This window comes from Stutzerimonas chloritidismutans (genome assembly GCF_038562055.1).
Lineage (GTDB): Bacteria > Pseudomonadota > Gammaproteobacteria > Pseudomonadales > Pseudomonadaceae > Stutzerimonas > Stutzerimonas chloritidismutans_A.
In genome coordinates this window covers 190282-203585 of sequence record NZ_JBCFXD010000009.1, presented here as the reverse complement: position 1 = coordinate 203585, position 13304 = coordinate 190282, and the positions used below count along the sequence as shown (strand labels likewise).

At 57.7% G+C, this 13304-nt stretch carries 10 protein-coding genes, 1 pseudogene and 1 riboswitch; of the genes and pseudogenes, 7 read left to right on the top strand and 4 right to left on the bottom strand.

The annotated features are described in order from the left end of the window. Together AAGW23_RS15215 and AAGW23_RS15210 are read right to left on the bottom strand one after the other, a co-directional pair. A pseudogene (locus AAGW23_RS15215) lies at positions 1-199 on the bottom strand (MotA/TolQ/ExbB proton channel family protein); the annotation flags it as partial. Between the two features lies 1 nt (position 200). Further along, on the bottom strand, positions 201-4478 hold the full coding sequence (locus AAGW23_RS15210; RefSeq protein ID WP_342407217.1) for a cobaltochelatase subunit CobN: 4278 nt from the start codon (positions 4476-4478) through the stop codon (positions 201-203). Positions 4479-4567: 89 nt separating this feature from the next. Beyond that, a riboswitch (cobalamin riboswitch) is annotated at positions 4568-4698 on the bottom strand. Between the two features lie 160 nt (positions 4699-4858). Between AAGW23_RS15210 and AAGW23_RS15205 the strand changes: the two genes are divergently transcribed. The 3 genes from AAGW23_RS15205 (at position 4859) to AAGW23_RS15195 (ending at position 7584) form a co-directional block, all read left to right on the top strand. Further along, positions 4859-5077, top strand: coding sequence for a DUF2970 domain-containing protein (locus AAGW23_RS15205; RefSeq protein ID WP_102835334.1), 219 nt, complete (start codon positions 4859-4861; stop codon positions 5075-5077). Positions 5078-5441: 364 nt separating this feature from the next. Further along, positions 5442-7100: a nitrite/sulfite reductase gene (locus AAGW23_RS15200; protein WP_342407216.1), complete on the top strand. Its 1659-nt coding sequence runs from the start codon at positions 5442-5444 to the stop codon at positions 7098-7100. Beyond that, the gene (locus AAGW23_RS15195; RefSeq protein WP_342407215.1) at positions 7084-7584 is read left to right on the top strand and encodes a DUF934 domain-containing protein; all 501 of its coding nucleotides are present in this window, start codon (positions 7084-7086) and stop codon (positions 7582-7584) included. The genes AAGW23_RS15200 and AAGW23_RS15195 overlap by 17 nt, the downstream gene beginning before the upstream one ends. 260 nt (positions 7585-7844) lie before the next feature. Here the strand turns inward: AAGW23_RS15195 and AAGW23_RS15190 are convergent, their stop codons facing one another. Together AAGW23_RS15190 and sohB are read right to left on the bottom strand one after the other, a co-directional pair. Beyond that, on the bottom strand, positions 7845-8834 hold the full coding sequence (locus AAGW23_RS15190; RefSeq protein ID WP_342407214.1) for a YhdH/YhfP family quinone oxidoreductase: 990 nt from the start codon (positions 8832-8834) through the stop codon (positions 7845-7847). An 11-nt stretch (positions 8835-8845) separates the two neighbouring features. Beyond that, a complete protein-coding gene (sohB, locus tag AAGW23_RS15185; RefSeq protein ID WP_342407213.1) occupies positions 8846-9871 on the bottom strand; it encodes a protease SohB in 1026 nt (341 codons plus the stop codon). A gap of 178 nt (positions 9872-10049) precedes the next feature. Between sohB and AAGW23_RS15180 the strand changes: the two genes are divergently transcribed. From AAGW23_RS15180 to AAGW23_RS15165, 4 genes are all read left to right on the top strand, one after another. After that, positions 10050-10763 (top strand): histidine phosphatase family protein, encoded by a 714-nt coding sequence (locus AAGW23_RS15180; RefSeq protein ID WP_342407212.1) that lies wholly within the window; start codon positions 10050-10052, stop codon positions 10761-10763. Positions 10764-10824: 61 nt separating this feature from the next. After that, positions 10825-11139 (top strand): SCP2 sterol-binding domain-containing protein, encoded by a 315-nt coding sequence (locus AAGW23_RS15175; RefSeq protein ID WP_342407211.1) that lies wholly within the window; start codon positions 10825-10827, stop codon positions 11137-11139. Positions 11140-11380: 241 nt separating this feature from the next. Beyond that, the gene (locus tag AAGW23_RS15170; RefSeq protein WP_342407210.1) at positions 11381-12448 is read left to right on the top strand and encodes a phosphotransferase family protein; all 1068 of its coding nucleotides are present in this window, start codon (positions 11381-11383) and stop codon (positions 12446-12448) included. Between the two features lie 28 nt (positions 12449-12476). Beyond that, positions 12477-13244 (top strand): SDR family oxidoreductase, encoded by a 768-nt coding sequence (locus AAGW23_RS15165; protein WP_342407209.1) that lies wholly within the window; start codon positions 12477-12479, stop codon positions 13242-13244. The last annotated feature ends 60 nt before the right edge of the window (positions 13245-13304 follow it).

The window sequence follows — 13304 nt, the reverse complement described above, 5'->3', positions numbered from 1 at the left end:
AGATTGAGCGGCGCGCGCGCCGCTCAATCTCGGCTGCCGGCAGCCGCGCCCAACGACGCAGCCCGCCAAATTGTTCGCCCATGGCGACTCCGGCATCGCAAATAGCCAGCGCCAACAGCCCGAACAGCCCCCAGGTAACCGGTTGCAAAAGCCAGCCCACCAGCAGGTGCAGCCAGCTGAACAATTGATTGTCGAACACGTTATGCGGCTCCTCTCGACCGTGGTCCGCGTCCACGCCAAATCCCCAACCCCAACAACAACAGAGCGATCAACCCGGCCAGCCAGAGATATTGGCTGGCGCTTCGATCACCTTGTGTTTCAGCCTGACCTGGCTCCGCCTGCGGCGTCTCGGCCTCCGGCTGTATCTCACGAATGCTGCTCGGCGTATTTGGTTGCGGCGCTTTACGCAGCGCCGAATCCAGCCGCACCTGCAAAGGATCACGCAGTGTTTCCGGGAGCTTGGGCATCAGCCATTCAAACATCGGATGGTCCGGCCGGGTATGTCCGCTTCCTGGCAAACCATGCTCAGCCACCAAGACGGCGAACTGCTCGGCCAGCGCTTGCTGGGTCGCCTCGTCGGCCTTCCAGAAGCCCTTCTGAATCGCTACCAGCATGATCGCAAGCATGTTGCTTTTGACGTGTACGTTGGCGCCCTGCTCGAGAAATTCATCGATACCCAGCGCGTGCTTGTCATCGAGATAAACCGCCTTGACCTCCTCCCAGGCACTGTCCGTGATGATGTCGGGATTGGTGACCTGCCAGCCCCACAGATATTCCAGAAACTCACTGCCCATGGTCCGTGCGCCGGCGTAGTCATGCTGCATCAACGCCTTGATCCAGGCGGGATTCAGGAATCGTCCGCGCAGTTCGGCCAGCAGTGCCTCCTGCAATGGCTCGAGGCGGACCTTACGCGGATCGTTGTGCCAGCTGACGAAATTCTCAGGTGCTTTTCCGCTCAGGTGCTCCACGGCCATGCTCAACCCGCCGAGGTAGTCAAAGGCATCGTTGTTGTCCATCAACCCATACAAATTGCTCGAACGGCCAAGATAGGTGCGGGTGACGTGTTTCAGACTGTCTTCGAACGCTGCCTGCACAGGCTCGCCCTGGTAATTCATGCCATACGCATGCCCCATGCGATTGACGTAGCTACGTGCAAGCTCACTGCGGTCCTGCCAGCTTCCGGAACGCTCAACAAGCGTATTGACACCTGCGCCATACGCGCCAGGCGCAACACCGAAAAGCCGCAGCGCAGCAAGGTTGCCTGCCTGTTCCGCGTCAACACCGGCGTCCAGTCGCTGCGCGGCGTCCCGCACCCAATTAGCCGCCACCCGATTCAGCTCCAGACTTTCATTGCCGCCACTGGCGAACGCGCCGAGCGGCTGCAGTGCCGCATCCAACGACGTACGCAGCGCAGGGTAATCACGGCGAATGGTTTCGCTGGCGGCATCCAGCGCCAGCAATACGCCGCGCTCGAGCAGTGCAAGCTGATCGGCATAGAGATCGCGAAACAAACCAGAGGTTGTAAACATCAAGTCGCGTCGCTCGCGCCCGGCTGACGCAGGCATTCGATTGATGCCTTCGACGATGCCCCGGCTGTTCCACACAGGCTCTAAGCCAAGCAGGTCCAGTCCGAAGGCGATCATGGCGCCTTCATCACGTACGGTATCGGATGCCCAGAGAATGACGGCCTCGCGTCCGCCCTTTTCCATCGGGCGCTCGCGTGCGCGCTCAGCCAACTCGTGGCCGATGTTCCAACCAATGCGACTCGGGATCAGGCTGCTGTCGAGCGCGTGAAAATTTCGCCCAGTGGGCAGCGCTTCTGGCGTACGGATTGGGTCATTGCCCTTTCCTGGCGCGACGAATCCGCCATTGAGGGCGTCGATCAACGCCTGCATTTCTGCAGCCGGCGAATCAATCAGTGCCTGTCGGTAGCGCGCCTGATCAGTGTTCATGGACGCCAGCAAGGTGTCCACGGCTTCCGGCGCCCAGGGCTTGCCGAACACATGCAGGCCGAGCGGCATGAAGCGCTCCTGGATATTCGTCAGGTAATGCCCGACCTCATGCACCAGCAGGTCATCGTCCACCTGTTCGAAATCGATCCCTCGCGCTGCCAGCGGCTCGGCCATGGACTCACGTAGCTCGGGTTCCAGCCCGGAACGAGTCACCAATCGCTTGATCTCAGCAATGGTGGCTCGCCGCGCTGGGCCTTCGCTGCTGCCGGTACCCGTCTCGAAGCTCTCTATCAACTGGCGCAGCTTGAGCAGATCGTCATACAGCGGGGTAGCGACCAGCGGTGGCGTAAGGTGATCGATCATGACGGCAAGGCCGCGGCGTTTGGCCTGGATCCCTTCGCCAACCCCGTCGACAATGTAGGGATAGATGCTCGGCAGGTCGCCAACGATCTGCGTCGGATAGTCTTCAGCGCTGAGCCCTGCTCGACGTCGTGGCAAGAATTCATAGGTGGAATGGCGACCGAGGTGGATCAGCGCATCGGCTCTGAACTCGTCATGTAGCCAGTGATAGAAGGCCAGGTACTGATGGGGTGGAGGAAATACCAGGTTGGCGTGCAGCAGTTCCTCATCGACTTCCCAGCCCCTGGGTGGCTGGGGCCCGATGAAGATATTGCCAAACTGCACCCCCGGCAGGACCATCTGGCCGCCATGCACCATGACCTGACCTGGCGCCTCACCCCAACCACGCAGCCCCTCGATACCGGTATCCGCCAGCGCCTGGATCAAGCTTTCGGCCTGCTCCCAATCAGCCAGGCCCGGCTGACTGATTGCCTGTTCATAGAACGCTTCGAGTTGAGCCAGTAGATCCAGCGCGCGCCCGCGTGCCGGATGCACGACACCGTCGAGCACATGGTGCAACTCGCTGGAACCTGTTTTCAGCGTCAACCGCGCGCTGTCGAGATGGGAGGCGTGCAGCGCACGGCGCATTTGTGCGTTCCAGTATCCCAACGGGCCCTGCACCATTTCGGCCTGCACTGCCGATGGCAGCGTACGGAACCAGCGGCGGTAGCTATGGGTGTTGACGGTAACAGCTTTTTTCGCCATCGCAGCCAGCGCGTCGCCCTGTTCAGGCAGATTGACGCCCTGCTCCTGCAGCTGTTCCAGCAGTCGCTCCGGCGATTCCGGCAAGGTGCCGGTGTTGTAGCCTTCGGCTTTCAAGCGCTGAAGAATGGCGAACAGCGATTGCGGCACATCCAGGTTGTCTGCGCCGATGTTGTGCCGCCCCGGTGGGTGGTTGTAGTAGATGAGCGCCAGCCGCTTATCCGCATTGGGTTTGGTTTGCAATTGATGCCAGCGGGCCAGGCGCGCCGCCATGGCTTCGACACGGGATGGCATAGGCTGGCTGAAGCCAAAGCGAATCCCTGAGTTCGGGTCGATCTGCGACGATTCCCACGCCGCCAGCACCATTGGCTGACTGGTGCCCTGCAGTTCCGGCATTGCAAGCTGGTAATGCACCTTGTCGCGAGCGAGCCCATCACTGGACAGCTGCCACGCGTTCTCGTCTCGGTCATCCAGACGCAGCGCCTTGAGCACGGGCACATTGAGTTGACTCAGCAGCTCCGTTGCGTCTTCACGACCCTCGCCGCCGCCGAGGACAAAATCCTGCAGCACGACGACCGCTGCCAGCGGTGGATGTTCTGCGCTGTTGAGCCAGCGCAGCGCCTGTAGCGTGCCATCGCCCCAGCTGCCGAACAGGCTGACGCACGCGATATCGCGTTGTTGCAGCGTCTGACACAGCGCATCGTTGAGGTCAGAATCTCCACGTCGGTCAGCGCGCCCATGGTCAATCACTGCGACCATTCGCTCACCGCGCCAAGCCAGCTCCGACGGTTTCTTCACCACTCCGTCCTGATAGAACCGCAACGCCGGCCTCGCCTGTGCAGGCTCGGCGCTGCCGCTTGACGTGTCACGAGTCGTCAACCAGATCAGCAAACGCGAAATGTTGTCGCTGCCACCGGCCAACCAATAGCTGCGCGCTTCTATCCATTGCGCCTGGATCGGATTGGCCGCCGCGAGCGAGTGCACCCAGTCAGCCAGGTCGCCGGCGGGTTTCTCAGCACCGAGGCGTACAGCCTGGGCTCGGTTGGCAAACAGCATGTTTCCATCGCTACGGCTTAGCGCCACCAGCGCCTGATCACTGTGCAGGATGAAACGTTCGCCAGCGCTGTGCTGGTCGATCAGCGGGCGCAAGCGCTCTGCTTCCGGCCCGAATACGCCGACCACGAGCAAACGCGTTCCGCTGGCAAGCCATTGGCCGACCTCGGCATCATCCAGCTCAGCCAGCTGTTCGGGGGTGCGCGCGCTGACGGCACGGTCGGGGTATCGTTGCTTGAAGATGGCGGCCGCTGAAGCGAACTCAGCGGCGCTGTACTGCGAAATGATCGCATTGACCTGTTTGGCACTGGCCGGCACCGTTGGAGCCAGCAGCAGAAGCGCTAGACACACGCAGCGAAACGCGAAAGACATGCCCACTCCATCCGGGTGCAGTGGGCAACAGAACTGCCGCTGACCAGACAGGCAGACGGCATACTCTGAGGACGTCGCCCACCGCGACTGTTCCTGGGAAGTACGGGCTGGTATCGGGCTCAGTCGAATCGACTCTACCGTTGCGGGGGCAGCATCAGCTTGCACTGATTTCCCATTTAACCCGGACCAAGATCCGGGCACCACGCACTTCATGTGTGCGACCGCTGGGCGGCCGAGCCGCGCACCTTACGCGCCGGTTTGGGCAATATCAAGCAACGACAGGCCTGACGTTGTGTTGGCTCAGTTCATTATCGAATCGATCTCAACAGAAGCCTGATTGCTGACTAGACTCCAGAACAGCGAGCCTTGCGGAGACTGTTATGAGTGAAGACCGGCAACCCAAATCGCTCACGCTGCGGCAGATGCTTCAAAGCATGCTGGCCGGCGCTTTGGGCGTGCAAAGCGGGAAAAATCGAGAACGGGACTTTAGCCACGGTAAACCCAGCCATTTCATTCTTCTGGGTATCGGATTCACCGTAGCCTTCGTTCTGGTGATACTCGGCGTCGTCAAGCTGGTGCTCTATCTGGTCGGCGTTTGACCGGTTACCAGGAGCCCCTGGTCTACTGATGACTTACCCAGAACACCGCGGTCGCTACCACGAGCAGGATCAGAAAGAAGATCGCGGCGGCATCTGCGCGGCTGTCACTATCATGGCGATTAAAATGCTCTGACACAGCGGTATACCTTGTTGTTGAGGATCGCATTGATTGCAGTTAAGACCATGCATACGAAGCGCTCAAGGCCAGCGATTGAAATGCCTTAAAAGCAGTGTTTCGTTCTAAACATATTCCCAAACATCACTTTTGCGCATAAACGCTAGCTGGTATCTTGCCGGCCTCCCATTAACGGGTGCGCGGCCGTGCGCGCAGAAGCTGTAGACAGCCTGAAAAAACAGGACATTTATGTACGTATACGACCAGTATGACCAACACATCATCGAGGATCGCGTGCGTCAGTTCCGTGATCAGATTCGCCGCTATCTCGCCGGTGAACTGACTGACGCAGAACTGTTGCCCCTTCGCCTGCAAAACGGTCTGTACATCCAGCGCTATGCGCCGATGCTGCGCATTGCGGTGCCCTATGGGCTGTTGTCGTCTACCCAGATCCGCAAGCTGGCCGACATCACCCGTCGGTACGATAAGGGCTACGCCCACATCAGTACCCGTACCAACGTGCAGCTCAACTGGCCCGAGCTGGAGGATGTCCCTGACATTCTCGCCGAACTGGCGACCGTGCAGATGCACGCCATCCAGACCAGCGGCAACTGCATCCGCAATACCACCACCGACCAGTTCGCCGGCGTGGCCAACGACGAGCTAGTCGACCCCCGCCCCTGGTGCGAGATCATTCGTCAGTGGTCGACCTTCCATCCAGAGTTCGCATTCCTGCCACGCAAGTTCAAGATTGCGGTGAACGGCGCTGCGAGTGACCGTGCAGCCATCGAGGTCCATGACATCGGGCTCGAAGCGGTCAACAACGAGGCAGGCGAGCTGGGCTTCCGCGTATCCGTGGGTGGCGGTCTTGGCCGTACGCCGATCGTGGGCAGCTTTATCAATGAGTTCCTGCCATGGCAGCACCTGTTGACCTATCTCGATGCGATTCTGCGCGTGTATAACCGCTATGGTCGTCGTGACAACAAGTTCAAGGCGCGCATCAAGATTCTGGTCAAAGCCCTAACTCCGGAAGTGTTTGCCGAGCGTGTAGAGGCCGAGTGGTCGTATTTGAAAGACGGCGCGAATACTTTGACCGAAGCCGAGGTCGAGCGGGTCAGCAAATTTTTCATCGACCCGGAGTACAAATATCTTGAAGACCAGAGCGCCGTGCTCGCCCAGCTTGATGCCGAGCACCCAGGCTTCGCTCGCTGGCGTGAGCGCAACGTTGTCGCTCACAAGAAACCCGGTTACGCAGCGGTTACGTTGTCACTGAAAAGCACCGGCGTAGCGCCAGGTGACGTTACAGACAAGCAGCTAGATACCATTGCCGATCTGGCGGATAGATATAGCTTTGGCGAAGTACGCAACTCCCACGAGCAGAACATGATCCTGGCCGATGTCGAGCAGTCACGTCTGTTCGAGCTGTGGCATGAGTTACGCGAACTAGGAGTCGCTACGCCAAACATCGGCTTGCTGACCGACATCATCTGCTGCCCAGGTGGCGATTTCTGCTCCCTGGCGAATGCCAAATCGATCCCGATCGCCGAAGCCATTCAACGCCGCTTCGATGACATGGATTACCTGTTCGATATCGGTGATGTAGACCTGAACATTTCGGGCTGTATGAATGCCTGTGGTCACCACCATGTCGGCCATATCGGCATCCTTGGCGTGGACAAGAAAGGCGCCGAGTTTTACCAGGTGTCGCTCGGCGGCAGTTCCGGCCGTAATGCGAGCCTCGGCCAGATACTCGGCCCATCGTTTGCCCAGGATGTCATGCCCGATGTGATCGAGAAGGTCATCGGCGTCTACGTGGAGCACCGTACAGAAGATGAACAGTTTCTCGATACTTTCCGCCGAATCGGTATCGACCCCTTCAAGGAGCGTGTCTATGCAGCGAATCATTAAGGACGGTCAGGTCATCGACGAGACCTGGCACCTGCTGCCTAAAGACGTAACCCTTGACGGCCTGTCCAACTGCGACGACCTGATAGTGCCGTTTCAGCTATGGCTCGATCACGCTCACGCCCTGAAAGCTCGTGACGGCGGTCTTGGCATCTGGCTAGACTCCGACGAGGCGGTGGAAGAGATCGCCGAAGAACTGGAAAACTTTCAGGTCATCGCGCTCAACTTCCCTGCATTCACCGACGGCCGCCATTACTCCAGCGCACGCCTGCTACGTGATCGCTACGGTTACAAAGGGGAAATACGTGCCATTGGGGATGTGCTGCGTGACCAGCTGTTCTACATGCGCCGCTGTGGTTTCGACGCCTTCGCGGTGCGCCCGGATCGCGACCCCTACGATGCACTGCAAGGGCTGAACGATTTCTCCGTTACCTACCAGTCTGCCGCTGACGAACCCCTTCCGCTGTTTCGTCGCAGACAAGGCTGAGGCCAACACTGCGCTATAAAAAACCCGCCTCTCGGCGGGTTTTTTATTACTGGTACATCCAGAAGTTCGGATGCTCTATCCGTTCCGGGGCAACGATCGGATGCTTACCGAACGCTGCCTTGATTTTCTCGGCCAGTACTTTCATGAGCGGCTCCTGCTATGTTGTAGTAGCGTTAGCTTCGCTCAATCGACAACAGCTGATAAATCGTTTTTGACTATACTCAACAAGCAAAACGCTAATGGCGTCAGAGCAAACCCCATCAGTCGAGTCGAACCAATATCCTTCCAGTCTGTTGCCCCGCCAGTGTTCGTTCGATCGCTTCAGGCAACTGATCTAGCGAGATCTCCTTTACTAGGTCATCAAGATTGGGCAGCTTCCATTGCACAGAAAGCTTGTCCCACATGGACGCCTTTACGACCAGCGGGATTTCAACCGAATCGACCCCCAGCAGATTGACCCCACGCAGGATGAATGGCAGCACGTTGGCCTGAAAATTCGTGCCAGCGGTAAGGCCGCAACAGGCGACGCTCCCGCCACGTCGCAGCGACTTCACTGCATTGAACAATATGTCGCCGCCTACCGTATCGACCGCTCCCGCCCATTGTTCTTTGAGCAATGGCTTCTCGGTACCGGCCTGAAGCGCGCTACGCTCAACGATTTCCGTAGCGCCAAGCTTGCGAAGGAAGTCGCCTTGCTCAGCCTTACCCGTCACTGCGGCCACCTTGTATCCAAGCTTGGACAGCAGGGCTATCGCAATGCTGCCTACGCCCCCGGTCGCGCCGGTCACCAGTATCGGCAAATCGGTCGGCTCGAGACCTGCCTGCTCAAGCTTGTCTATGCAGAGTGCAGCAGTCAGGCCGGCCGTACCGAGAGCCATAGCCTCTCGAAGAGACAGCCCGACCGGACGCTTGATTACCCACCCGGCTGGCACGCGAATGTATTGGCCGAAACCACCCGACGTGTTCATTCCGAGGTCATAACCGGTGACGATGACTTCATCACCTACGGCAAAGTCGCTGACGCTTGATTCAGCGACAGTCCCAGCCGCATCGATACCTGGTGTATGTGGAAAATTGCGGGTGACGCCACGGTTGCCACTCGCTGACAAGGCGTCCTTGTAGTTCAGCGAAGAGTAGCTGACACGTATCAGCACCTCTCCAGCCGGCAAATCATTGGTGTCCCGCTCGATCAGGCTTGTCTCGAAACGCCCGTCGGTTTCGTTGGTTTGCAGTGCTTTAAAACTAGCCATCAGTAAACCCCTTATTGCCAGAAACGTTGTTCATTGAGACGGGTCCAGCCTTTCAGCACACCCTGCTCAAGGGCGGCGTTTGCAGCCATGCCGAATCGCTCAGGCAGACTTTTCTTTTCTGCATAATGCAGCTGAAACAGGTCAGCCTCACGTGCGCGTGAAGCCAGGTATTCATCGCTGGTCTGCAATTCATCAACCAGTTGCTTGCCGAGCGCCGCAATTCCGAGCCATACCTCGCCGGTAGCGACATCATCGATACTCAGCTGCTGGCGATACCGCGCAACGAAGTTCTTGAACAGCTCATGTGTCGTTTCAAGATCATCCTGGAATTTCTCCCGGCCTTTTTCAGTGTTTTCACCGAATATGGTCAGGGTGCGCTTGTACTCCCCTGCAGTCAGCACTTCGACATCGACGTCATGCTTCTTCAACAGCCGATGGAGATTGGGCAATTGCGCAACCACACCTATGGAGCCAAGAATTGCGAAAGGCGCGCTGAGAATCTTCTGACCTATACAGGCCATCATGTAGCCACCACTGGCAGCTACCTTGTCGACACACACCGTTAATGGCACGCCGGCATCGCGGATACGCACCAGCTGTGACGCTGCCAGACCATAACCGTGAACCATCCCTCCGCCGCTTTCAAGGCGTAAGACGACTTCATCCTGCGGAGTGGCCATGGTCAGTAGAGCGGTAATTTCGTGACGAAGGCTCTCGACCGCCGATGCCTTTATATCTCCATCGAAATCGAGCACGAAGACTCGCGAACGACTTTCCGGATGTTTCTTGGCCAGCTTGGCCGCCTTCGCCTCCTGCTTGCGCTGTAGTTTCAGCTGATCCTTTTCGATGATTGATTGCTCGAGGCGCTCGCGCATCGACTTATAGAAATCGTTGAGCTTGTGTACCTCCAGATGTCCACCCGATTGCTTGGACCGGCCACGACGCAGCGAGGCAAGCGCAATCAGCACCACCAGCACGGCGGCTACCAGCGTTACTGTCTTCGCCAGAAAGCTTGCATAGTCAGCAAGAAATTCCACAGATCCTCCTCATTAACCACGACCGCCAGCAGAAACCTGGGTGGCGAAAATCGCTCAAGCATACCGATTAGGACGCAGTCTGAGCCAGCAGAAGCAGATTCAAACGAACGTATGATTTGTCGTTGACACTCTAGGGCGATCCCCCTACGCTCGCGAAAACTGAGTCCCGGAGTAGCGCATGGGCAGTATCTACCTGATCAGACATGGCCAGGCGTCGTTCGGCGCAGATAACTATGATGTTTTGTCTCCACTCGGCTTCCAGCAATCTGCAGCGCTGGGTGACTATCTGGACCAAATGGGCATTTGCTTCGACCGCTGTGTAAGTGGAGAGTTGAACCGACAGCAAGACACAGCCCGCGCGACGCTCCAGCAGATGAGTCATCGTGCCGATAGTCAGCTACCTCCTTTGGAGATTGACGCGGCCTTCAATGAGTTTCGCGCCGATGAGGTGATTCGTGCCCACATGGACGATCTTCTGGCCGCCGAACCAGGTGCCATACAGGTTTTTGCCAATGCGGCCAATCATCGCGCCGAGTTCCAGCGACTGTTCAAATATGTCATCCAGCGATGGGTTTCAGGCGACCACGAAAAACAGGGCCTTGAAAGCTGGCAAAGCTTCGTAGACCGCGTACAGGCTGGATTGAACCGTCTGCTCGAACAAGCGGACAAAAAGGATCACATCGCTGTTTTCACATCTGGCGGCACGATCACGGCGCTGCTTCAATTGATCATTGGCGTATCGCCCATCAAGGCGTTCGAACTGAACTGGCAGATTGTTAACACGTCGCTCAGCCGCTTGAAGTACAGGGATCAGGATGTAGCGCTGGCTTCGTTTAATAGTCACGCACACCTGGGACTGCTGAAGAATCCGGAGCTCGTCACCTATCGATAAGCTCCTGCCACCTGCGGCTCATGCCGCACGCTTTTCCCACGACAATAAAGGGTCATATCCGATGAGCAACGTCGACGAAACCATTCAGGGCATGAAGGCCAAATTCAATCCCAGCGCTGCCGCCGGCCTGGATCTGGTTTTTCAGTTCAATATCACTGATGCCGAAAACTACTACCTGGTCGTAAAAGACGGCACCTGTGATTTCCACAAGGGCGAATCGGCCGACGCCAACGTTACGCTGATCATGGACAGCGACACCATGCAGGGCGTCATCAGTGGTGAGACCGACGGCATGCAGGCCTTCATGGCAGGCAAGCTGCGCGCCGAAGGTGACATGATGCTCGCCCTGAAGCTGAGCGAACTGTTCCCGGCCTGATCTGCTGGAATGAAAAAAAGCCGAAGTCCCGCGACTTCGGCTTTTTTATGCGCCTTTTTCAGCGTTTTCTGCGCATCAGGCGCCTTGATTACGCGGCAACACCCCGACCAATAACGGCCGACTTCCCTTGGTGATGCCAGATGGGCGCATTAGATTAGAGCAGTCGAATGGTCAGTGGCGCCGAGGTTAGACGGTCGCGGAAACTGGTCATTGAGGCATCGATTACAGAAAAGGGAAAAGCATGGCGCTTACCGATCAGACCAGCCGCATACGCGACGGCGAAGAACTGCCCACCCAGGCCATCGACCAGTACCTGAAAGCCCACATTCCGGGGCTGGAAGGGATGCCGAATATTTCGCAGTTCCCAGGGGGCGCGTCTAACCTGACCTATCTGCTGGAATATCCAAAGCAGGAATTCGTGCTCCGCCGCCCTCCCTTTGGACACAAAGCCAAGTCAGCGCACGACATGGGCCGCGAATACCGAATCCTCAATCAGCTAAACGCTGGCTTTCCGTATTGTCCGAAGGCCTATGCCTACTGTACCGACGAGGCGGTTATCGGTGCAGAGTTCTATGTCATGGAGCGCGTCAAAGGCATCATTCTTCGCGAGGATATGCCCGCCGAGCTTGGTTTCACGCCTGAGCAAACCACTGCGCTGTGCAAGAGTTTCATCGATAAGTTTGTCGACCTGCACAACGTCGACTACAACGCTTGCGGTCTCGCTGACCTGGGCAAGCCAGAAGGTTACGTCCAGCGGCAAATAAATGGATGGATCGATCGGTATGAGCGCGCAATCACGGCTGACGCGCCCGGGTGGGAGCCGGTCAAGGCTTGGCTGCGGGACAAGATGCCAGCCGATCACCCCAAGCCTGGCATCATCCACAACGACTACCGCTTCGATAATGTAATCCTCAATCCAAGTAACCCGATGGAAATCATTGGTGTCCTCGATTGGGAGATGACAACCCTGGGTGACCCACTCATGGATCTCGGCAATACGCTGGCCTACTGGATCGAAGCAACTGACCCGCCGCCGATGCAGCTGATTCGCAAGCAGCCGAGCAATGCGCCCGGCATGCTGACTCGCCAGCAGTTTGTCGATTACTACGCTGAGCGTGCCGGTATTCGCATCGACAACTTCGATTATTACTACACCTATGGCCTGTTCCGCCTGGCGGCCATCGTGCAACAAATTTACTACCGCTTTTTCCATGGTCAGACCCAGGACAAGCGATTCGCAAAATTCGTACAAATGAACGCCCTGCTCGAGCAAGTGAGCCTGCAGGTTATTAACAAATCGAAGCTGTAACACAGCTCACCAAGAGGAAATCGACTCCATGAGTAAGACCACCCTGTTCGACCTGGACGGCAAAATCGCATTCGTATCCGGCGCCAGCCGTGGCATCGGCGAAGCCATTGCCAAACTGCTGGCGCAGCAAGGGGCTCACGTTATCGTTTCCAGCCGCAAGATCGAAGGCTGCCAAGCGGTTGCTGATGCCGTCAACGCCGACGGCGGCAAGGCTACTGCAGTCGCTTGCCATATCGGTGAGCTCGAACAGATTCAGACCGTCTTCGCACAAATCCGCGAGCAGTTCGGCAGGCTGGATATCCTAGTTAACAACGCGGCTACCAACCCGCAGTTCTGCCACATCCTCGACACGGACGTTTCGGCCTTCCAAAAGACTGTTGATGTGAATATCCGCGGCTATTTCTTCATGTCAGTCGAGGCCGGCAAGTTGATGCGTGAGCATGGCGGCGGAAGCATTATTAACGTGGCATCGATCAATGGCGTCACCCCCGGCAACTTCCAGGGCATCTATTCCATCACCAAGGCAGCGGTGATCAACATGACCAAGGCCTTCGCCAAAGAGTGCGCGCCACAGGGCATCCGTTGCAACGCCTTGCTTCCGGGTCTCACCGATACCAAGTTCGCTTCGGCGCTGGTCAAGAACGATTCGATTCGCGAAGAAGCGCTACGTCACATTCCGCTGCACCGTGTCGCTGACCCAAGCGAAATGGCGGGCGCTGTGCTTTATCTCGCCAGCGATGCATCGAGCTACACCACCGGCCTGTCGCTCAACGTGGACGGTGGCTACCTCGCCTGATTTGTGCCGACATGAAAAAGGGAACCTTCGGGTTCCCTTTTTTCTGCGTAACACTCCACC

Bases quoted from the DNA above. Each gene is read 5' to 3' on its own strand.
- AAGW23_RS15205 (WP_102835334.1), top strand. From the start codon at position 4,859: ATGAGTGAAGACCGGCAACCCAAATCGCTCACGCTGCGGCAGATGCTT.
- AAGW23_RS15195 (WP_342407215.1), top strand. From the start codon at position 7,084: ATGCAGCGAATCATTAAGGACGGTCAGGTCATCGACGAGACCTGGCAC.
- AAGW23_RS15175 (WP_342407211.1), top strand. From the start codon at position 10,825: ATGAGCAACGTCGACGAAACCATTCAGGGCATGAAGGCCAAATTCAAT.
- AAGW23_RS15190 (WP_342407214.1), bottom strand. From the start codon at position 8,834: ATGGCTAGTTTTAAAGCACTGCAAACCAACGAAACCGACGGGCGTTTC.
- AAGW23_RS15165 (WP_342407209.1), top strand. From the start codon at position 12,477: ATGAGTAAGACCACCCTGTTCGACCTGGACGGCAAAATCGCATTCGTA.
- AAGW23_RS15200 (WP_342407216.1), top strand. From the start codon at position 5,442: ATGTACGTATACGACCAGTATGACCAACACATCATCGAGGATCGCGTG.
- AAGW23_RS15180 (WP_342407212.1), top strand. From the start codon at position 10,050: ATGGGCAGTATCTACCTGATCAGACATGGCCAGGCGTCGTTCGGCGCA.
- AAGW23_RS15210 (WP_342407217.1), bottom strand. From the start codon at position 4,478: ATGTCTTTCGCGTTTCGCTGCGTGTGTCTAGCGCTTCTGCTGCTGGCT.
- AAGW23_RS15170 (WP_342407210.1), top strand. From the start codon at position 11,381: ATGGCGCTTACCGATCAGACCAGCCGCATACGCGACGGCGAAGAACTG.